The sequence below is a fragment of the Terrirhizobium terrae genome (assembly GCF_030323265.1).
Taxonomy (GTDB): Bacteria; Pseudomonadota; Alphaproteobacteria; order Rhizobiales; family Rhizobiaceae; genus Neorhizobium.
The window spans coordinates 2,283,260-2,304,638 of the sequence record NZ_CP104992.1 but is presented as its reverse complement, the minus strand read 5'-3'; the positions used below and the strand labels follow the sequence as shown (position 1 = coordinate 2,304,638).

Here is a 21,379-nt window from a genome sequence, read left to right as displayed (position 1 = left end):
TCACACCCTCCTGGCGAAGAACGCGCCCCAGGGCCGCAACTCGACATCTCGCCCTTCGAGCGCGGCGTCGAAGCCATGGCCGGTCAGGACCTCCCAATCACCGATCGGCAACGTGCCTTTCTGTGAATTAGGGCTCATGTTGAAAAGGCAAAGGAGTGTTTCGTTGCCATGGCTGCGGGTGTAGCCGAGCAGCGGCTCTTCCAGCTCCAGGAAGGCGATGTCGCCCTTGGCAAAAGCCGGGTTGGCCTTGCGGAAGGCGAGGAAGCGCCGGTACTGTTCCAGCACCGAGGCCGGGTCGCCATATTGGGCGCTGACGGCATGGAGCTGATGTTCAACAGGGATCGGCAGCCAGGTGCGTTCGGCGGTGGAAAAACCCGCCTGCAGCGCCTGCGCATCCCATACCATCGGCGTGCGGCAACCGTCGCGGCCCTTGAATTCCGGCCAGAACTGGATGCCGTAAGGATCCTGCAGGTCGGCATACGCGATATCCGCCTCGGTGAGGCCCAGCTCCTCGCCCTGGTAGAGGCAGACGGAGCCCCGCTGGCTGAGCAGGATGGCCGAGACCATCTTGGCGAAAGCATCGCGGTCGAGGATTTCCTGGCCCCAGCGGGTCACATGGCGCACGACGTCGTGGTTTGAGAAAGCCCAACAGGCCCAGCCCTCGGGAGCTGCAGCCGAGAATGCATTCTGGACCTCCGCCACACGCGCCGGTGTCAGCGGATCGGGCGCCAGGAACTCGAAGGCGTAGCACATCTGCATCTTGTCATCGCCGGACGTGTATTCGCCGACGATCTCCAGTCCCCGCTGGCTGTCGCCGACTTCGCCGACGGCGGCGATTGCCGGGAACTCGTTCAGCACGGCGCGGAAGCGCTTGAGGAATTCGAGGTTTTCGGGGCGGTTCTTGTCGTAGAGATGCTCCTGGAAGTTATAGGGATTGACCGCCGGCGCGGTGGACGCATTGCGCCGCGACGGATCGAGCGCCGGATTGTCGCGCAGGTCACGGTCGTGAAAATAGAAGTTGATCGTGTCGAGGCGGAAACCGTCGACGCCGCGCTTCAGCCAGAAGCGGGTCATGTCGAGCAGCGCGTCCTGCACTTCGGCATTGTGGAGGTTGAGGTCGGGCTGCGAGGTGAGGAAGTTGTGCATGTAATATTGCATGCGCGTCGGATCCCAATGCCAGGCGGACCCGCCGAAGATCGACAGCCAGTTATTGGGCGGCGTGCCGTCCGGCTTCGCATCGGTCCAGGCGTACCAGTCGGCCTTGGGGTTGAAGCGGCTCGACCTGCTTTCGATGAACCAGGGATGCTGGTCGGACGAGTGCGACATGACGAGGTCGATCATCACCTTGATGCCGAGGCGATGGGCCTCCGCGATCAGGCCGTCGAAATCCGACAGCGTGCCGAACATCGGATCGACATCCGTGTAGTTCGACACGTCGTAGCCGAAATCCTTCATCGGGGACGGAAAGAAGGGAGAAATCCAGACCGCATCGGCGCCGAGCGCTGCGATATGCGACAGGCGGGCAGTGATGCCCTTGAGATCGCCGATCCCGTCGCCATTCAGAATCCTGAAAGGAACGGGGATAGATTTGGTAGATGACGGCGCCGCGCCACCAGTCCTTGTCGGGCTCGACGGAGCCTTCAGTCACAATGCTCATTCGGTACCTTTTTGAAGGAAGCTAAAGGATTGACCTGCCGCCCGCTCAGCCACCCTTGACCGAACCGGCGAGAAGGCCGCGGACAAGGTATCGCTGCAGGGCAAAAAAGACGATAATGGGGATGAGGATGGAGATGAAGGCCGAAGCCGTCAGGATTTCCCATTTTCCGCCCATCGAGCCCAGCAACGCATTGAGCGCCCCCGTCAGCACCAGCTGATCCTTGCCGGTGCCGAGCAGGACCATGGCGACGAGAAGGTCATTCCAGGTCCAGAGGAACTGGAAGATGGCAAAGGAGGCGAGCGCTGGGAAGGACAAGGGCAGCACGATCTTGACGAAGATCTCGAAGTCACTCGCGCCATCGACGCGGGCGGATTCGATGACCTCCTTGGGCAGGCCGGCAATGTAATTGCGCAGGAGATAGATGGCGAGCGGCATGCCGAAGGCGGCGTGCGCCAGCCAGATGCCCGCATAGCTGCGCGACGGCACACCGAAGAAGGCGCCGATATTGTTGTACATCGTCAAAAGCGGGATGAGCGACATCTGCAGCGGCACGACGATGAGGCCGACCACGACCGCGATGATGAGCGTGCGGCCGGGAAAATGCATCCACGAGAGCGCGTAGGCGGCAAAGGCCGAAATCAGGATCGGGATGATGGTCGCCGGGATCGCGACCGTCAGCGAATTGACGAAGGACTGGCCGATGCCCTGCGCCGTCAGCACCGTGCGGTAGTTGTCGAGCGTGAAGGATGGCGGTTGCGTCACTGAGAGGTAGACGCGTTTGCCGCGCTTGTCGTCGAATGGTGCGTTCTTCGTGTAGGTGTAGCTGCCATCCGCGTTGACGGTAAGCTTTTCGCCATCGCCGAGATCGGCCTCCTGCCCGGCCGCAAATTCTGTCGGCTCGGCGACACGGGTGCCGTAGGCCTGGACGCTGCCCTTCGGACCCGCCCCTCATCATCGAAGACCGAGCCGGAGATCACGTAGTTCGGTCCATCCTGCCTTGCCGTCGACGGATCGGCGAGACGCGCGGCGCTCGTTTCGGCGGCACCGGTGAAGGCTGTCCACCAGCCGGAGGATGCGATCTGCCCGGCTTCCCGGAAAGAGGTGACGAAAATGCCGATCGTCGGGATCATCCAGAGAATGCAGATCAGCAGCACGGAGGCATGAACGATAAGGCGCGGAAGGCCGATGCGGCGGAGGCTCGCGACGGCGCTCATGTCAGTGCCCTCCCCGGTCTTCGCTGGCCTGACGGATATTCCAGATCATGATCGGCGTGACGGCCGCCATGATGACGAGCGCTATGACGGCGCTGCGGCCACCGTCGCCGCCGCCGCGGAACATCCAGTCGAACATCAGGTTGGCCAGCACCATCGAGTTCCACTGACCGTTGGTCATGGTCAAGACGATGTCGAAGACCTTGAGCACGAGGATGGTGATCGTCGTCCAGACGACGGCGATCGTGCCCCAGATCTGCGGCACCATGATCTTCCAGAAGATCTGCCAGCCATTGGCGCCGTCGATGACGGCAGCCTCGATCGTTTCCTCAGGGATACCGCGGAGTGCCGCGGAGAGGATGACCATGGCAAAGCCGGTCTGGATCCAGATGAGGATCGCCATGAGGAAGAAGTTGTTCCAGAAGGGCAGCGCGATCCAGACCTGCGGATCGCCGCCGAAGAACTGCACGACGGCGTTCAGCAGACCGATCTGCGCCTCCTCGCCGCCGCGATATTCATAGATGAACTTCCAGATGACCGAGGCGCCGACAAAGGAGATCGCCATCGGCATGAACACGAGGCTTTTTGCGATATTGCCCCACCAGATGCGATCGGTCAGCACGGCGATGACGAGGCCGAAGAAGGTGCAGGCAGCAGGCACGACGGCAAGCCAGAGGATGTTGTTGAAGATCGACTGGCGGAACTGCTCGTCGCCGATTGCCCAGCGGTAATTGGCGAGCCCGACGAAATTGCCGCCCGAGCGATCGTAGAAAGAGAGGATGAAGGTCGAGATGACCGGATAGACGAGATAGACGAGGAGCAGGAGAAGCGCCGGACCAAGAAAGAGCCAGGGCCGGATGACCGCATGGGCCTTAAGATTGGCGGAGATCTCGCCGGGCATCACCGACACGGACGGGGAACGCGAGCTGCAGCAGCTTGTCGGACAGCCAGTAATACAACGCACAGGCAAACACGCCTGCAATGACCGCCCCGAAGGCCGTTACGATCTGCGATGCCATGCTTCCTCCCCTATTGTTATTTAGTGCGGATACCGCCCCCTTACCCGCCTCCGCTTCGCCCGCCACCCTCTCCCCGAGGGGAGAGGAAGAACGGAGACGCTGGCACCCTGCCCCTTCTCCCCTCAAGGAGAAGGTGGTCCGAAGGACCGGATGAGGGGTGTTGCCGTTAACCCTCGGAGCTCGAAAGCCCTTACTTCAACCCATCCCAAGCCTTCTGGATCTCGTCAGCCGAAGCCTGCGCATCTTTCCCGCCGACATAGTCGATCATGCCGGTCCAGAAGGCGCCGGCGCCGATCTTTCCGGGCATCAGGTCGGAGGCATCGAAGCGGAAGGTGGTCGCCTTGGTCAGAAGTTCGCCCTGCTTTTTCAGCACTTCGTTGGCATAGGCATCCAGCTTGACGCCCTTGTAGGGCGTCAGGAACGAGGCCTGCGCCATCCAGACCTCATGGGCGATCGGCGTCTTCAGGAACTCGATGAAAGCCTGGGCGGCCGGCGAGATCCTTGGTGATGGTGAACATAGTGCCGGCACCGAGCACCGGCGTGCCGAGCTCCGGCTTGGAAGCGTAGGTCGGCAGGTAGAAGAAGTCGGCATCGACGCCGAGTTCCTTGTCCGGCGGGAAGAAGGACGGGACGAAGGACGCCTGGTGATGCATGTAGCATTTCGGCGGAATGTCGAAGAGGCCCTTCGGGCTGTCGCGGAAGTCTGTCGAGGCGACGGCCGGCACGCCGCCGGCCACATATTTTTCGTTCTTGGCGAACTTGCCGAATTCCTCGATCGCGCCGACCACGGCCGGATCGTTGAACTTCACCTCATTGCTCACCCACTTGTCGTAGGTTTCCGGCGTCTGGGTGCGGAGCATCATGTCCTCCACCCAATCGGTCGCCGGCCAGCCGGTGGCGCCGCCGGAGGCCAGACCGATGCACCACGGCACGCCGCCATCCTCGACGATCTGATCGGAAAGCTCGATCAGCTCCTCCATCGTCTTTGGGATTTCGTAGCCGGCCTCCTCGAAATTCTCCGGCACGTACCAGACGATCGACTTCAGGTCGGCCTTGAACGGGAAGCCGAAATAGCCCTCCTGGCCGTCCTTGTCTTTATAGGTGCCGTATTTGACCCAGTCCTCGCCGGAACCGTAATTGCTCTTGACCCAATCCTCCGTCTCCTTGCCGAGCGGCGTCAGGAAACCCTTGGGCGCAAGATCGGCCAGCAGGCCCGGCTGCGGCATGATCGCGATGTTCGGTGGCGAGCCAGCCTGGGTGTCGATGACGATCTGCTGCTCGTAATTTTCCGACGAGGAATATTTGCCGTTGGCGCCGGTCGCAGCGTTGAAATAAGCGAGCACGCTGTTGAACAGGACTTCGTCTTCACCACGCCAGGGGCCGAACAAAGTCAGGCTCTGGCCCTTCAGGTCGGCATGCGCCGCCTTGAAATCCTCGTAGCTTTTCCAGTTGAACTTGGCGTCTTCGCCGGGAGGAAACTTCAGCTCTTGCGCATGCGCGGCACCGGTAAACAAGGTGGCCAGCGCAACGCCGACCCATAGCGAAGTTCTCATAAAACTATCCTCCCCATCAGAGATCGTATCTGCGACCTGAGTGAATGCCACGCGTTTCGAACATGGCAGTCCGGATAGTGATTTAAGGCAGTTGCGGAGGTTTCAAGGGGTAATATTCACACTGCGTCGCACAACCGATGCGCGACGAAGATTCTGTGGCTACAGCCGTAGTGTCTCAAAATTTGGGAGCGGCGAGACCTGCGGCGCGGTGGGCGGCGATGACAGTATTGGCCATCAGCATGGCAATCGTCATAGGGCCGACGCCGCCGGGAACAGGCGTGATCGAGGCCGCGACCTCGGAGGCTTCGGCAAAGGCAACATCGCCGACGAGCTTGGTCTTGCCCTCGCCCTTCTCGGGCGCCGGCACGCGATTGATGCCGACATCGATGACGGTCGCACCGGGCTTCACCCAGTCGCGTTTCACCATTTCCGCCCGGCCGACGGCCGCGACGAGAATATCCGCATTGCTGCAGGCGGATGCGAGATCCCTGGTACGCGAATGGGCCATGGTGACAGTGGCATTGGCGGCGAGAAGCAGCAGGCCCATCGGCTTGCCGAAAAGGTTGGAGCGTCCGATGACGACGGCATTGAGGCCAGAGAGATCCTCGCCATGGACGCGCTTGACCAGCAACATGGCGCCGGCCGGCGTGCAGGAGATGAGGCCGGTCGAGAGGTCGCCCGTGGCGATCTTGCCGGCATTGGCGATGTTGAGGCCATCGACATCCTTTTCCGGCAGGATAGACTGGATGATAGCGTCGGAATCGAAATGCTTCGGCAGCGGCAGCTGGACGAGAATGCCGTGAACGGACGGATCGGCGTTCAGTGTATCGACGAGCGCCTGCAGTTCACCCTGCGTCGTCTCCTCCGGCAACGTGTGCTGGATGGAGTTGAAGCCGCATTGCTTGGCCATCTTGCTCTTGGAATTGACATAGGCGTGGCTTGCCGGATCGTTGCCGACGATGACGACCGCGAGACCCGGCTTGATACCAGCCTTGGCTTCGAGCGATGCGGATGCTTCGGTTACGGCGGAAATGACGGAAGCGGCCGCTTCCTTGCCATCAATCACAAATGCCACGATGAACTCCTCGCTGGAACAGCGCCATCCTATGCAACGGCCTCAAGGCCGATTGCCCATCAACGCCCTATGCTGTCCAGATCAGGTAAAAGCAAGAGCTTTGTGACCGGCGCCCGCCGGCGCGATCACCCGTTGGCCTTGCGCTGGCGCTCCTCCTGAAGAGCCGCGAGTGCGCGAAGTTCTTCAAGCTTGCGCCGGAGTGCTGCAAGCTCTTCCTCCTCGCTGGCAAAGTTGCCCTCCGCCAGATCGCCAAGCCAGTAAGCCCGCTCCTCGATCTCTTCGGCGCGACGTGCCTCCGACTGTTCGACGGCAGTGGCAACGAGCGGCGGAAGATCCGCCTCGTCTGCGCGAAGGCGGTTTTCCTCGAGCAGCGCGCGGATGCGATCGCCGAACGTGACGTCGTTGGCGGCTTCCTCGTGCAGCGGCTCGTCCGCAAGCTCCTCATGCAGCGGAAGTTCGTCTTCTAGTACCCGTGGTAGATCGACGACCTGATCCTCTTCGGCGAGGACAGGCTGCGGCTCGATGGCGGGATCGGCGCGATCATCCCGCGCATCGAAATCGGCATCGAGTTCGTAGGTATCCTGCGCGACATCTTCTGCAAGCTGTTCCTGCCGCCGGCGCCAGAGCTCGATGATGGACATGCCGATCAGTCCTCCGGCGGCTGCACCGCCAACGATCAACGTCGCAAGGTCAGGTCCCAGCCGCTTGGCGGAAGCCTCGGATGCGGGCACGATCACGGTCAGTCTCGGAAGGCTCACGGGCCTTGAAACGGATGTGCTTCCTTCGGCCTCGGCGAGGTTTCGCCGCGCCTCACTGGCCGCACCTTCGAGCACGGCAAGCTGCGTTGCCGCTTCGGCGAGCTGCGGGTCGGATGACGCGGCCGCCTTCTGCGCCTTCAGCCCGTCTAGCGATTTAGCCGACGCCGTGGCCTGGCTCGAGAGCGATGCGGCAAGCTCCTGCAGGGCTTGCTTGATATCCCGCCTGGCATCATCGACCACGGCCTGGGCCGCCATGTGCTTGGGGTGTTTCGGGCCCAATTGCACGGAAAGCTGCTCCAGCTCCACCTCAGCCTGGACATAGCGCTGGCGCTGGTATTCGAGGCCGGTGAATTCCAGGCTGTCCGGCAGGGGCTTGGTGAGCACGTCGGCAACCGTCATCGCTGCCGCCGTTTTTCCTTCTGCTGCAGATCTGCAAGCTGGCCGGAGACGGCGTTGATCTCGATATCGCGCGCATCGCCTTCCTGATGAAGCTGCTGCAACCTGGCCAAGGTCTCGGCATCGAACTTGCCGGTAAAACCTGAAAGGGCGGCATCGGCCCTGCCCGCCGTCCTGCGTAACGCTTCGATCTGCGGGGAGACGGATGCGCCGGCTGCAGCAAGGAGCGCATGGCGGAATTCTTCCGTGGTGCGTTCGGCAATCGAAGCGGCTTCTTCGGAATCCGCAGCGGTGGCCGAGATGATCAGGCGCTGCCCGGGAGCATCGTAGGTGAACGAAAGCGCGTCGAGGAGGCGCTGGCGAAGTGCCTGCTCCGCTTCGGCCACGGTGGTCTCACGGCCGGACCATACTTCCGAGGCGATCCGAATGATCGTCGGGCTGTTCACCGCGAAGCCTTCGGCCTGGCCGAGATCGAGCGCACGGATGATGTTGTCGGCCGTCTGGCGTGACTGCGTCGCCTTGATGGCTGCATGGATCGCGTTCTGGCTGACGCCCTGCACGGTCAGCTGGGTCTCGCTGCGGAACTGCGTGTTGAAAAGGGGAGACAGTACGACCGGGAGCGCGCCGCCAATACAGGCGAACATGGCGCCCGCAAGGGCGAGCGAACGAAACCGCCGCAGCATAGAGGGTTCATCGCCGAGCGCCGCGTCGTCCCGCATCTCGGCATTGGTCAGCGCATCCATCGTCCATCCACCTCTGACCGCGGTGGTGACAAAGATCCGCGTTCATTAACGCAGTCTAAATTTTCTAGGCAAACAAATGGTTAACGTAGGATTTGGACGCATGAGCCAGATGCGCAACCCTATTCACCGCAGCGAAGAGACTGGATGCCGGCAAAAATGGTGAGGTTTGCTCTCATGCCTTCGATGGTATTGCCGCGCATTTCAAAGCTTGCAGAGAGGCTGCCCAAGACGATCATCACGTCGGCGCGGTCGACGGTCGTGTCGTTGGCGAGGACGACGCGGTGCCATGGCGTGTGCCGCTGCAAACGATCCCGCAGTTGCTCCGCATGCGGGATATCGGGATGCTGAACCGCTACCGTCATCGGCCGTTCAACGTGGGTGAGAAGTGCAGGAAGGAAGTCTGCGGCACAGAAACGGCCCTTCCCGCTTCTTGCGCCCATCATCCTGTACACCAGCCCCGACAGGATGCCTCCGGTCGGTAGAACGAGGTGGCGCCCGATTGCCTGGCGCTCAGCCGACGAGATAAGGCAACGTAGCATATGACCTGCATCGAGGAAGGAAATCGCGCTGCAGGAGCCGGGAAAGCTGCTCAGGTGTTCGGCGAGGCCAAGAGCCAGATCCCAGTCGAGGTCATAGAACGGGAGGCCACCGGTGCTCGGGCCGGGTATGGCTGTCAGGCATTCTCCAGCTGCGTTCATTAGAGCATCCGTTGCACAGAAAAGTTCGAGCTTTTCCTAACAGAACGGCGCTCACTGGCGCTTTAAACGAGATGTTAAAATTCTACCGGCCCGTGCGAAAATGAGAAACCGGGCCACGAAGCCCGGTTTTCAAAACATCGCTGCGAAAGCGTTCAGTGTCCGCCGGAGGCTGCGGCCGGCGCTTCGATGGTCACGCCGTCCACGATCTTCTGGATCGGTGGCGATGTCTTGCCACCCTTTGCAGCATTGGTGCGGATGTCTTCCTTCGACATGTAGTCGAGCTGTTCCACCAGAACCTCGGCCACGACCTGATCCTTGAACTTCTCGTTCATGCCATCCTTCACGGAGGACTTGAACTTTTCCAGATCGAAGGCACCGGGGCGGGACAGGTCAACCATCTTGTTGCCGACCAGAAGCGTGAACAACTGGTCGGTCATCAGCTCGGTGATCGGAAGCTTGATCTCCTTGGCCTTTTCCTTGTCCATCATGAAGGAGATGCGGCCGATGAAGTAGCCGGAGATATTGCCGTTGGCGATCATCGGCACGGTGATTGCCTCACCGCGAACGACCTCCAGAAGCTCCTTCTTCTTGGCTTCCTCATCGACGGGAGCGGGAGCTGCCGACATCTGGACGGAAAAGTAGACCGCGCCCAGCGTGACGACGCAGACCCAGAGCCCCGTCAGTATAAGCTTAAGCATCAGGCCTCGCTGTAGATGAACTGTTCCTGGGTGTAGGTGCCGTCACCCTCGGCGTCGCGTGCTGCGTTCTTCAGGAGGTCGGCAACCGCGCGCACTGCGTTGAGATGCGCCTCGACGCGGCGGGCATTGAGCGCCAGCTTGTTCTTCAGGCCATGCATCTGGTCGATGTGGTTGGTCGCGAGCGACTTGGGGTCGGTACCGCGGAACAGCATGGTCAGCTCATAAAGGCAGCGGCTCTTGTGCGCGTTAGAAACCTTCAGATCGAATTCGGGATCTGCGCCGATGCGCTGGTTCTCGTTGTCGATGATCATTTCAAGGCGGCCGAGAACGGTCTTGATGCGATAATCGTTCGATACAACTTCCATGGTGTCTGCCTCATATTTCACGGTCAGGCCTCTTTCTTTTCAGTTGCCGAAATTCCAAGGACCTGACGTTGGAAATCGTCGACCATGCTCATCGCCCGGCTGCGCTCGTTCTCGTCAGTGGTGGCGCTGGGGCCCTGACGTTGCAGGCGGTCGAGAGCTTGGGAATACATCTGTTCGGCGATGCCGATGCCGCCGGACTTGGACATTTCGTCCGAGATCTTCTCTGCCATCATGCCCTTCCAGAAGTCGCCGGCGGAACCCTTGCCGTAGACTTCCTCGCTATCGTTCGGAAGCATGGAATTGACGAAGGTCGAAAGGATAGACGCCTCGAACTTGCGATACTCGTCGGGCATCTCGGCGGCATCCGTCTTCTTCGTGCGGCTGACATGATCGAGGCCGGCACGTGTGCCGGGTGTGTCGATGATATCCATGGCCGCACCAAAGCCCTTGCCGGCATCGGCAAGGCTGCTGGCTGCAAAAGCCGCGCGGTTTGCCTTGAGCTTTTCCTGGGCTGCCTGAACACCGGTCGGGTCGGCGGCGCGCACAACGTCAAGCACCAGATCACTCGGAGGGGAAATCGCCACGTCCTGTCCTTTCATTACCATCACAGCGCCGGCCGCCAGGGCGGTTTCGACTGCAACGAGAGTTTGAAATGCACGCGGCCTCGCTGAGTAGCGACAGCAAAACCGCTGCGATGACGGGACTATGACGATTGAAGCTTGCTGGAGGCTGGCGCGGCGAGCGTCATCTCGATCAGATCGTAGATCGCGTTGTCGGCGGCCTCGCGATCCTCAAGTTCACGGGCTTCCTTCATGTTGTCTTCCAGACGGTCGCCCTTGGTACGTTCCTTGAGAACCTTGTTTTCCTGGAACTGCTGAACGCCTTCAAGCTGGCGTTCCTTGGCAGTGAGCCGGCCGAGACGGTCGGCATAGTGATTTGCGAACTGGTGATGGACCGGGTTGACCGAACCGATCGCCTCGATCACCGCATCGATGGACTGAGCGACTTCCGCGCGGTGTCGCACCGTCGCGGCCAGCTCGGAATCCGCCATCTTCTCCAGATGCCGCTGCACGGCGACGAGACGCTTCAGCTTGTCGGAACGTTTGTCGGAGCCGGAAGCCATGGCAATACCTAGAAACCGTTGTAGATGCGGCCAAAACCATCGGCATACTGATGGATGAAGGCTGCGATCGAGAGATAGAGAAGGAAAAGACCTCCCGCCACGAGGAAGGGAGTGGAGATGAAATAGACCGGGATCTGCGGCGACAGCTTGTTGATGAGGCCGATCGCGACGTTGAACATCAGCCCATAGATCAGAAACGGGCTTGCCAGCCGCAGCATGATCATTGTCGAGGCGCGCAGGGTATCGGTCAGCGTGATCAGCATCTTCTGCGGGTCGATGATGGCACCGACTGGCGTCGCGTCGTAGGATTCGACAAGAGCCCTGAAGACCATGTGGTGAAAGTCCATCATGAACAGCAGCAACAGGCCACAGAGCGTCAGAAGGTTGGTCAGCTGGTTTTCCTGGGAATCCTCAAGAATATCGTGGCCACCCGGCGCGGAAAATCCGATGCTCATGGTCAGCACCGTACCGGCAAACTGCAGACCGAGTGTATAGAGCCGCGCGATCAGGCCATACATCACGCCGATCAGCGTTTCGGTCAGGATCAGACCGACATAGGTCGCAGTCGGGGACGCCGCTTTCGGATAGATCACGTCCCAGAGCACCGGCAGCACCGCCATCGCAAGCCCAAACGCGACGAAAAGCCTGATCTGCGGCGGGACGCGGGCGCTACCAAAACCCGGCAGGGTCATCACGCAGCCACCCATGCGGCAGAAAGCCAGGAATAGTGCGAGAATGGTGCCCTGCGGGTCGAGAATCATGGACTTGGTCTTCGAGGGCCTTGACCCAAAGGACTGACGATCATGAAATCGCGCCAAGTATCTTGATTTCCAAGCCTTTGGCGAGTTCCACGTGGGAGAGCACCGGAAGCGTCGCAAACAGGCGCTCGATGATCATGCGGACATAGGAGCGGGTTTCCGGCGACGTGACAAGCACGAATGGCAGGCCGCGGTCCATGAATTCACGGATAACTTTCGTCGCCTGTTCGCTGAACTCTTCAAGCGTGCGCGGATCAATGTCGAATTCGACGACATCACCCTTTGCGTCGCGCTTCAGCGCCTGGTGGAAGAGCATGTCCCACTTGCTGCCCAGTCGAAGCACGCGCAGTACGCCGTTATCAGCCAGGTCGCCGCAAAGCTGCTGCGACATGCGCACGCGCACATGCTCGACGATCTGTTCCGTCTTGCGGACATGCGGTGCCAACTCAGCGACCGCTTCGAGGATCAGATGCAGGTTTCGGATCGAGACGCGCTCGGCGAGGAGCAATTTCAACACGGCCTGCAGGCCCGAATAGGACATGTGCGACGAGCAGATCTCGTCGGCCAGTTTCTTGTACTCGGGATCGAGACGCTCGATGAGGATCTTGACGTCCTTGTAGGAAAGAAGCTGCGGCAGGTTGTTGCGGATCACTTCCGACATGTGGGTAAGCACGACGGAGACGTTGTCGATCGGATGGAAGCCCTCGCGCTTCAGATCCTCGGCGAAGGTCTCGAGGATCGAAACTGCCGGCATGCCGAAGGCGGGTTCGCGGATCTCATCACCCGGAATGGACGGCTTGCGACCGGAACCGGTGACGACGAGGACATCGCCGACACGTAGCTGGTTGGATGCGATCGTCGTGCCGTGGATGCGGATCTGATAGGACTTTTCCGGAATGCCGATATCGTCCGCGACCTTGATCTCGGGCACGACGAAACCGTATTGCGTGGCGAATTTCTTGCGCATCTTGCCGACGCGGAAGGCGAGTTCCTGGTGGGCGCCGAGAAGACGCGTCGAGACCTGCTTGCCGAGCGCCAGCTCGATTTCGGCGGTCTTCAGCACCGACTTGACGGAATCCTTCTCCGCCTCCTTGTTCTGGACGACCTTCTTTTCCTCGTCTTCGCGACGGGCCTTGTTCTCCGCCTCGGCACGGCGCGGCACGAACCAGGCGCCGAAGCCGAGGAGGCCGCCGAGGGCGACGAAAGGCAGAAGGGGCAGGCCGGGAATGATCGCCAGCAGGCCCATCAGGGCAGCCGCCATCGAAAGCGCGCGCGGATAGCCGGAAAGCTGATCGATGACCGCCTTGTCGGTGGAGCCGGTGGCGCCGCCGCGGGTGACGAGAAGGCCCGCGGCCAGCGAGACGATGAGCGCCGGGATCTGCGAGACGATACCGTCGCCGACCGAGAGCTTGACGAAGACGTCGGCTGCTTCGCCGATCGGCATTTCATGGCGGAAATAGCCGATGATGATGCCGCCGAAGACGTTGATGGCAGTGATGATGAGGCCGGCGATCGCGTCGCCGCGCACGAATTTCGAGGCACCGTCCATGGCACCGAAGAAGGAGCTTTCCTGCTCCAGCTCGGTACGGCGGCGCTGGGCTTCCTTCTCGTCGATGATACCCGCCGACAGGTCGGCGTCGATCGACATCTGCTTGCCGGGAATGGCATCGAGGGTGAAGCGGGCGCCGACTTCCGCGATACGGGTGGCACCCTTGGTGATGACGATGAAGTTAACCGTGATCAGGATCATGAAGACGATCACGCCGATGACGAAGTCGCCGGACATGACCAGCGACGAGAAGCCGGAAATCACCCCACCGGCCGCACCATGTCCCTCGTGTCCGTGAGACAGGATGACGCGCGTGGTGGCGATGTTGAGCGCAAGGCGCACCATGGTCGCGATCAGAAGGACGGTTGGAAACGACGAGAAGTCGAGCGGCCGCTGGATCCACAATGCCACCATCAGGATCAACACCGACAGGGCGATCGAGAAGGCCAGGCCAATATCGATCATGAAGGCCGGGATCGGCAGAAACAGGATGCAAAGGATGGCGACGATACCCGCCGCAAAGCCTATGTCACGGCCGCTCGGTGCGACCTTCGGAATGGATAATACAGGTGGCTGCGCCATGGCTTCTTCCGTCTCTTCATGAGAAGGCGGCAGGTCGAGAACCCACCAGTTCACCTAGCTCACTAACGGTCGAAGCTTGTGCGAACATAGCCGCGCTCTAAAAGCCCGACTGCACGCGTGAAAACACCAGATTTGCAAAAAGATTGACCTGCGCACCGATAAACGGTGCGGTGATCCCGATCGTGACCATGATCGCTACAATTTTCGGTACGAAGGTGAGGGTCATTTCCTGGACCTGTGTCAGGGCCTGCAGGAAAGCGATGGCCACGCCGACCACCATGGCGACGAGGACCGCGGGGCCAGAGGCGATCAGGATCGTCCAGATCGCCGCCTGCATGATATCGAGGGCATCGGCTTCATTCATTGCGCCGGCACTTTCCGCTATTTGCGGCGCCGACCTTATGTCGACGCGTTGTCGTCATCCACGGGCTGTATCGTCACCTCGTCCGATTCCGGAGCCGTGCTGGAGATGATGATTCCCGGCTGAACCAGAACCTTATCGCCTGCTTCGGTGATCGCAACAAGACCGTCGGAATAGACTTCCACTTCTTTGACCTTGCCGCTGATCTTGTCGTCGGCGCTGGTGACATATTTGCCGACCAGATCGGAGGCCTGCGAGAAGGAGTTTGCCTGGATCATCGACTGAAGATTGCTGTTCATCTTCACCGACTGTTCGACCTGCGAGAAGGTCGCGAGCTGCGAGACCTGTTCACTGGCATCCATAGGATCGGTCGGATCCTGGTTCTTCATCTGGGCAATGAGCAGCTGAATGAAGTTGTCGTAGTTCAGCGAGGCCGACGAAGCGTCCGTCTTCGCGGCTGTGCCGTTCCCGGATGCGTAAGGATTGGTGGCGCCGCTTACTGAATCTACCGCCATGGTGCAATCTCCTTGCGAGATCTGCTCGATGGTGGCCGGCGCGAGCTCCTGATTGTTCAGGATGCGATCCTCGATCGGGTAGAGCGAACGGATGGCCTTCAGCGCGTCAAAGGCGCGATTGGAGGCAACCATGCCGTCGATCCGCTTCAGCTCCGCCAGGATTTCTTCATCACGGAAGCAACCGAGCAACATGGCAACGGACTTGCGGAACAGAACGGAAGACTGTTCCTTGCCTTCGGGATTGATCAGCATCATTTGGGCGATGAAATACAGCTGGCGAAGCGGGGTCGTCGCCTGTTCAGGCTGGAGAACGTGGTTTTCCAGAAGGAAGGTGACGTCGTTCAAGAATTCCAACGCAACCTTGCGATCAACGCGCAGCACCGCGCCGTTGATGAAGATACGTTCGCCGGATTTCAGCGAGATGCGCAGCGTGCTTTTCATTTAAGTCCATCCCTGATGATGGTGGTCACGTCAATAATGCCCTGGAAATTCGTCGATTGCCGCTTCCTGACTTTTTCGCATTCCTTCAAGATCCAGATTGCGATGGAGATCAGGTCGGCCCGCAGTTCCGTGGCCAGTTCGTTGTCCGGCTGCCTCAGATCCTCAATAAAGCGGATCCAGACACGCCTCGTATAAAATAGCGCCTCGACGGTCGCTCGAGAGTAGCCCTCCTCGTCGCGCGCCGCGATGAGGAGCACGATCGAACGATCCAAGGCCTGCCGCTCACGTTCCTTGGCGTCGGCGACGCCATCCTCCATGATTTCGGCATATGAAAACTGGTACATTCATGTATCCTTCATTTTCATCGCTACCTTTGGTCATCAAAGGTAGTTGACGAGGCTCAGATTTTGAATCTTCGCCGTCACTGAATAGGCAGTCTCCAGAAGCGTCTGCAGCGTGTTCACGCGCGTGGCCGCTTCCGCAGCGTCGACTTCCTGGAGATTGCCCAGGTGAGTCGTCAGAATATCTTCTTGCGCCTGCAAGCTTTCCTCAGCCTTGGCAACGCGTTCGGTGTAGATACCAATCGTCGTGCGCTGCTGGGTCAATCCGCTCTGTGCCTTGCCGACATAGGTGTCGGCAACGCGGTCACCGACGAGCTTGCGGGCATCGGGGTCCATGTCCGTATTCAGGAATTCGACGGAAAGAACCGCTGCCAGCGCGAAATAACGCATGCCGGTGGTGTTGGCGTTGGTCGAGCTTTCCACCACTTCGGTCGGCGTGATGCGGCTCTTCATGTTTTCGTCGGACGCATTAGAAACCGACGTAGTCCAGAAGTCGTCGCCGTTCACCGACGGCTCCGTCCCCATGAACACGTCTTCGATGTGGGTCAAAAACTCAGCCATGTCGGCTTCCGTCATATCCCCCTTGGCATCAAGTCCCTTCGAGTCGAGGAAGGCGTCCAGTTCGGCGTTGAAGGCCTGCTTGGCGTCCGACCCTTCGTCGAGGAAATCGTCCAAAGGCTTCACATCGCTATTGATACCAGCAAATATGTACTCACCGTTAACGGCGGTATTAGCAAATCCTGTAAATGCCGAAAGAGAAGCGCTCATCACTGTACGCGCTGTGCCGAGGCTGGTCTCGTCGGTTGCGCTGCCGAGCGTGATGATGGCGTTCTGCATGTCGAGCGCCAGCTTGTCCATGTTCGACAGAGCGAGTTCGGCACTCTCCAGTCGCTGCGTGGCGAGCGACGCCGTGTTGTAGAGGGAGTTGATGCGCGACAATTCGCGGGTCAGATCGAGCGCGCGGGATGTGCTCGCGCCGAGCGTGGCGCCGATATCGGCATAACGTCCGCTGACTGCTTCGGTATTGGCATCCACCAAGTCACGCTGAGCACTCGCAATTGAGTTGCGCATGGTGGTCTGGACTGCAAGTGAGGAAATGAAAGAAGTCTTCATAATAATCAGCTCGCAATATCAAGAAGGGCTTGCATCATCTCGTCGACCGTCGACATGAGCTTCGCGCCGGCTTTGTAAGACTGCTCGATGTCGAGGAGCAGCGACAGTTCTTCGTCGAGGCTGACGCCGGTCGTGCTGGAATAGGCCTCGAAGGCGCGGGTCAGCATCGCGTATTTGTTTTCATCAGCGGTCGTTGCCGAGCTACGCAGCTGTTCGAGCCAGCCGAGCGAGATCCGACGCAAACGACATGAGATCAGGTGAATCTCCGATCTGCGTTGCCGGATCGAAGGCCATAGGCGCTTCGAGCGCTTCGTTGTACCGGTCTAGGAGATCCGAATAGCTGCTGCCGCCCTTCTCTCCGTCGACCAGGTTGACGACATAATCGGAACCGTTGATGCCGCCGTCGCGAATGAGATCGGCGGAGCCGTCGGGTGGCTGAACGGCCGGGTTCAGCCTCAGCCGCGAGGCGAGCCCGGTGACGACAGCAGAGTTGGCAACCGGATTGCCATCACCATCAACCTCGACGCTCGCCGGCACTTCGGTCTGCAGGGTCCCATCTTCACCGAGATAGGTGAAGAGGCCAGTCATCGGATCGAGCGCCGGGTCGGCGTCCGGATTCGGATCGGTTTCCGCGAACGCAGTAATCAGGCCACGGGCGACTTCATCCAGCTGGGTCTGGAAGACCGGAGCGACATCGTCGCGCAGCTGTAGCAGCGCCGGCAGCGAACCCTTGGCGCTCGTGTCACCCGACGTACCGGCCTTGAGCTGCACGCCGTCAACGTAGATTGCGTTGCCGACCGTGCTCGCGTCATAGGTGGAGGTGGCGGCGAAAGTGACCTTGCGCGGCACAGCCTCGAACAGCGTCACGCCATCCGAGGTGTAGAGAACCATGTCATTGTTTTCGCGCACGTAGGACGAAACGCCGACAATTTCGGAAATCTGTTTCAGCAGCGCATCGCGCTCATCAAGCGCGTCGTTCGGATCGCCACCGGTCGAAGTCTGGATCTTGACCTTGTTGTTGGCCTCTTCAAACTTTCCGAGCAGGGTGTTGAGATCAGAGACATTCTGCTTGATGTCATCGTCCGCACGCTTGCGGATCGCCTGGAGTTCGTTCGATGCGCTGTTGAGTGCGGTAACGAGATCCTGGGCACTGGATACGACGGCAAGACCCATCGCATTGTTGTTCGCCTTGCCGACGAAGGCATCCATGCTTTCGCGGAAAGCAGAGAGATAGGCGGCCGGCGACGTTTCGTAGTCGTTGCCGCCCATCAGGCTCTTGATTTCCTCAAGTCCGGTCAACAACGTGCGCTGGCCGCTGGAAACCGAAGTGCTTTCGATTGTCTGGCGGAAAAGCGGCTGGTTCTGGTTGCGAACGATGTCGCCGATCATCGCGCCATTGCCGCCCGTGACGACCACGGCGGAGCGACGGACATAATCCGTGTTCTGCGCATTGGCGATGTTCTTCGCTGTGACCGACGACTGGGTGCCGGTGTTCGTGAAGATTGATTGCGCCGTAGACAATGCGGAAGTAAGCGACATCGTGTCTTAACCTCTGGAGACTGATTCTCTGAGTTACCGCTTCAGGTTGATGAGAACGTCCATCAAGTCCGAGCCGGTTTGGAATACCTTGGAGTTTGCGGTGTAGATGCGCTGAGCCTCGATCATCTCGGTAAGCTCAGTGGCGATATCGACGTTGGAACCCTCGAGGGCGCCCTTGTAGATCTGCCCGAAGACACCTTCCTGCGGGAAGCCGATCGTGACGACGCCTGAAGCGTTGGTCGGCACGTAGACGTTGCCGTTCTGCGGCAGCATCTGATCGATCGCCGGGACGGTAGCAAGCGCCAGCTGATAGATCGCGCGGCGGCCGCCGTCCTGGTAAACAGCTGTAACGACACCATCGGAGCCGATATCAACATCGGTGATCGGGCTTGGCGCGTTGCCGTTGACGATACCCTTACCCGGCGTGAAGTCCGTGGCAAACTGGGTCATTTCGGACAGGTCAATCTCGATATTGAGCCCATCGCTCGAGCCATCGCTGAAATCAACGATGTTGATCTTGGTATCGGACGTCGACGACAGCTTGTTGGTGTTCGGATCGAATTCCAGGATAGCGGTGGATTTGACCAGGTTCTCTTCCGGGTCGGACGTGTAGGGAAAGCCGCCATCCGTGGACTGATCCTGGCGATAGACCGATACTTCCCAGGTGTTTTCACCGGTCTTGGTATAATAGAAATCGTAGAGCACTTTCGCGCCGCCATGGTCGTAGGCGGTCAGCGAGCTCTTGTTGGTGATCGTGGCACCAGCGACGTTGTCGCTCGGGCGGCTGCCTTCTGCTACAGCCTTGGCGTCGCGGTCGAGATTGGCGGGAAAGCTGCCATAGGTCGAAGGCGACGACACCATGCCGAAATCGTTGATGTTGATTGCTTCAAGACCGTTGAAGCCGTTGACGACGGCGGCAGGCGGGTTCGATCCGTAGGGATAGCCCATCAGCTGATAGCCGGCGGCGTTCACCAGATAACCTTCGGCGTCCTTCTGGAAGGAGCCGGCGCGGGTCAGATAGGGCGAGCCGTTCTGATCGCTGACGATGAAGAAACCTTCGCCCTGAATGGCAAGGTCCGTCGAAGAGGTCGTGTAGCTGATGTTGCCCTGTTCGGAAATGCTGTAGCGAACATTTGTCTCAACGCCACCGGACGAATAGCTGCCCGACGTAGATGGCAGGACCAGTGAGGAGAATGCGGTCGAGGCGCGCTTGTAGCCCACCGTGCTGGAATTGGCGATATTGTCGCCCACGGTGCCGAGACGGTTGGACTGGGCGTTCATCCCGGACACAGCCGTCTTCATCGAACCGAAAATGCTCATCTGGAAAATCTCCTAATTTGGCTAACCTGGAACCTAAGGGGCGGGCCTTGCGTGAAGCTGGCTGTGCAAGCAGTTTTGCCTTCGCAAAAGAAAGGCCGCCGAGAGCGGCGGCCTTGTCTGGCGGAGTATGAGCCTCTCAGCTCCAGTCGATGCAGTAGCCAAGGAAGCGCTTGGAATCGACCGGGTCGAAACCGAGCTTCTTGCGCAGTTTCTTGCGCAGCTTGCTGATGTGGCTTTCCACCACGTTTTCCTCGACCTCTTCGTCGAAGATGCCGTAGATCGCGTTGAAGATCTGCGTCTTCGACACGCGGCGACCGCGGTTGGCGACTAGATATTCCAGGATGCGGCGCTCACGGCGCGGCAGCGGGAACGTATCTCCGTCGATCTCCGGATCACGGCCGTCGGAGAAAACGCGGATCGAGCCGATATCCGTGAAGTTCGAAATCGCCTTCAGGCGACGGCGGATCGCCGCGGCCCGAGCCAGGATCTCACGTGGATGAACCGGCTTGCGCACGACATCATCGACACCGCTGTCGAAGAACGCCAACGTCGCTTCCAGCGAAGGCTGGTCGCTCACCGCGATGACCGGAGCCATCGAGCGATCGCGGATTGCCCGCGGCAGTTCGAGCGAACGCTCGCCCTGACCGATCAGGAATGCCTCGACCGCAGCGATGTCGGAGTCGGCCGCCGACTCCACCCACTCACTGAATTCCCGCGGGTCAGAATCCTGTGGAAGGAATGCCCTCGCGCCCAAAAAGGGATGTATATCCGTCTTTAACGAGCTCTCGCTCATCAACCACTACGATCATTCGTCCGCCTCCGAATCAGTTGTGGTGCCTCGATGGCTCTATGGGTACGAATCGGAGGAATCTGGCGCAAGCTATGCAAAGTTAACCAAACAAATTAATAGTTGATTAACCTTTAGGCAGCGATTTGCACTACATCTAGTAGGTCACGCGACGAAGGCGACTATTTTCTCGTGGAAAAGTTAACGCCCGAAGAGAGAGGACTTGCATGCCTCAATTTCTGCAACTTTGCTAAAACTGCAATCATGCGATTCTTTTCGCGATGTCAACACAACCCAGGATGGTTCATGCTTGACAAAATTGTGACGCGTTTCTCGTCCAGCTGCCATAGCCAGTTGCGACAAGATTGGCGATTACGCGACATACATATCGCTTCTGAGCAGGGTCGTTGTTCGGCCCGGCATGGTATCTTGCCACCGCCATCGTCCAGGTATCATGCCTGTCATGGAGGGATCGCAAGAACTTGGCCGCGTATTCCACATTCAGCCGCGGGTCGAACATCTCCTGGGCGGAGGAGAAATGCTCACCGTGGAAATGGTGATTGATCTGCATGCAGCCGATGTCGATCAGCTTGGCTCCTCGCTGCCTAGCAGCGCTGAAATTGGCCATCGCATCCTGGATGGAACCAGCGAAATAGGCCTTGCCTTCGATGTTCATCGCGAGCGGGCTCAAGCTACCCTTGCGGCCCGTTTCCGTCAGACCGACAGAATAGAGTATCCCCTCCGGTATTCCGTATTTGGCGGCTGCCGCCTGTATCT

16 protein-coding genes and 7 pseudogenes are annotated in these 21,379 nt (G+C 59.7%); all 23 read right to left on the bottom strand.

Translation table 11 applies throughout. The features are described 5' to 3' along the window. A pseudogene (gene bglA, locus N7E02_RS19120) lies at nt 1-1,657 on the bottom strand (beta-galactosidase BglA). A 45-nt stretch (nt 1,658-1,702) separates the two neighbouring features. Continuing rightward, nucleotides 1,703-2,871, bottom strand: a pseudogene (locus N7E02_RS19115) (carbohydrate ABC transporter permease). Between the two features lies 1 nt (nt 2,872). Continuing rightward, nucleotides 2,873-3,887 (bottom strand): annotated as a pseudogene (locus tag N7E02_RS19110) (carbohydrate ABC transporter permease). Nucleotides 3,888-4,077: 190 nt separating this feature from the next. Continuing rightward, nucleotides 4,078-5,440, bottom strand: a pseudogene (locus tag N7E02_RS19105) (ABC transporter substrate-binding protein). Nucleotides 5,441-5,615: 175 nt separating this feature from the next. Then, nucleotides 5,616-6,515 carry a bifunctional methylenetetrahydrofolate dehydrogenase/methenyltetrahydrofolate cyclohydrolase FolD gene (gene folD, locus N7E02_RS19100; RefSeq protein ID WP_286579226.1) on the bottom strand — a complete coding sequence of 300 codons (900 nt, stop codon included), beginning with the start codon at nt 6,513-6,515 and terminating at the stop codon, nt 5,616-5,618. Nucleotides 6,516-6,640: 125 nt separating this feature from the next. Then, on the bottom strand, nt 6,641-7,672 hold the full coding sequence (locus N7E02_RS19095; RefSeq protein WP_286579225.1) for a hypothetical protein: 1,032 nt from the start codon (nt 7,670-7,672) through the stop codon (nt 6,641-6,643). Next, nucleotides 7,669-8,412 carry a hypothetical protein gene (locus N7E02_RS19090; protein WP_286579224.1) on the bottom strand — a complete coding sequence of 248 codons (744 nt, stop codon included), beginning with the start codon at nt 8,410-8,412 and terminating at the stop codon, nt 7,669-7,671. Before N7E02_RS19090 ends, N7E02_RS19095 begins: the two co-directional genes overlap by 4 nt. Nucleotides 8,413-8,531: 119 nt before the next feature. Then, a complete protein-coding gene (locus N7E02_RS19085) occupies nt 8,532-9,110 on the bottom strand; it encodes a hypothetical protein (protein WP_286579223.1) in 579 nt (192 codons plus the stop codon). A gap of 152 nt (nt 9,111-9,262) precedes the next feature. Next, nucleotides 9,263-9,808 (bottom strand): hypothetical protein, encoded by a 546-nt coding sequence (locus N7E02_RS19080; RefSeq protein ID WP_286579222.1) that lies wholly within the window; start codon nt 9,806-9,808, stop codon nt 9,263-9,265. Continuing rightward, entirely contained in the window at nt 9,808-10,173 is a 366-nt protein-coding gene (locus N7E02_RS19075) for a hypothetical protein (protein ID WP_286583926.1), read from the bottom strand. Before N7E02_RS19075 ends, N7E02_RS19080 begins: the two co-directional genes overlap by 1 nt. Before the next feature lie 23 nt (nt 10,174-10,196). Further along, nucleotides 10,197-10,757, bottom strand: a complete 561-nt coding sequence (locus tag N7E02_RS19070) for a rod-binding protein (protein WP_286579221.1) — start codon at nt 10,755-10,757, stop codon at nt 10,197-10,199. A gap of 119 nt (nt 10,758-10,876) precedes the next feature. Further along, nucleotides 10,877-11,296, bottom strand: a complete 420-nt coding sequence (locus N7E02_RS19065; protein WP_286579220.1) for a hypothetical protein — start codon at nt 11,294-11,296, stop codon at nt 10,877-10,879. An 8-nt stretch (nt 11,297-11,304) separates the two neighbouring features. Further along, nucleotides 11,305-12,057 carry a flagellar biosynthetic protein FliR gene (gene fliR / locus N7E02_RS19060; RefSeq protein ID WP_286579219.1) on the bottom strand — a complete coding sequence of 251 codons (753 nt, stop codon included), beginning with the start codon at nt 12,055-12,057 and terminating at the stop codon, nt 11,305-11,307. Between the two features lie 40 nt (nt 12,058-12,097). After that, nucleotides 12,098-14,185, bottom strand: coding sequence for a flagellar biosynthesis protein FlhA (gene flhA / locus N7E02_RS19055; protein ID WP_286579218.1), 2,088 nt, complete (start codon nt 14,183-14,185; stop codon nt 12,098-12,100). A gap of 97 nt (nt 14,186-14,282) precedes the next feature. Next, nucleotides 14,283-14,549: a flagellar biosynthesis protein FliQ gene (gene fliQ, locus N7E02_RS19050; protein WP_286579217.1), complete on the bottom strand. Its 267-nt coding sequence runs from the start codon at nt 14,547-14,549 to the stop codon at nt 14,283-14,285. 35 nt (nt 14,550-14,584) lie between these two features. Next, the gene (gene flgD / locus N7E02_RS19045; protein WP_286579216.1) at nt 14,585-15,061 is read right to left on the bottom strand and encodes a flagellar hook assembly protein FlgD; all 477 of its coding nucleotides are present in this window, start codon (nt 15,059-15,061) and stop codon (nt 14,585-14,587) included. Further along, nucleotides 15,052-15,502: pseudogene (gene flbT, locus N7E02_RS19040) on the bottom strand (flagellar biosynthesis repressor FlbT). Before flbT ends, flgD begins: the two are co-directional and overlap by 10 nt. Further along, complete coding sequence (flaF, locus tag N7E02_RS19035; protein WP_286579215.1) at nt 15,499-15,846, bottom strand: flagellar biosynthesis regulator FlaF; 348 nt, start codon at nt 15,844-15,846, stop codon at nt 15,499-15,501. Before flaF ends, flbT begins: the two are co-directional and overlap by 4 nt. A gap of 36 nt (nt 15,847-15,882) precedes the next feature. Next, nucleotides 15,883-16,956: a flagellar hook-associated family protein gene (locus N7E02_RS19030; RefSeq protein ID WP_286579214.1), complete on the bottom strand. Its 1,074-nt coding sequence runs from the start codon at nt 16,954-16,956 to the stop codon at nt 15,883-15,885. A gap of 5 nt (nt 16,957-16,961) precedes the next feature. Continuing rightward, a pseudogene (gene flgK / locus N7E02_RS19025) lies at nt 16,962-18,495 on the bottom strand (flagellar hook-associated protein FlgK). Between the two features lie 33 nt (nt 18,496-18,528). Next, nucleotides 18,529-19,815 carry a flagellar hook protein FlgE gene (locus N7E02_RS19020; RefSeq protein ID WP_286579213.1) on the bottom strand — a complete coding sequence of 429 codons (1,287 nt, stop codon included), beginning with the start codon at nt 19,813-19,815 and terminating at the stop codon, nt 18,529-18,531. A gap of 136 nt (nt 19,816-19,951) precedes the next feature. Then, a pseudogene (rem, locus tag N7E02_RS19015) lies at nt 19,952-20,624 on the bottom strand (transcriptional activator Rem). A 282-nt stretch (nt 20,625-20,906) separates the two neighbouring features. Further along, nucleotides 20,907-21,377 (bottom strand): transglycosylase SLT domain-containing protein, encoded by a 471-nt coding sequence (locus tag N7E02_RS19010; RefSeq protein WP_286583924.1) that lies wholly within the window; start codon nt 21,375-21,377, stop codon nt 20,907-20,909. Nucleotides 21,378-21,379: the final 2 nt, after the last annotated feature.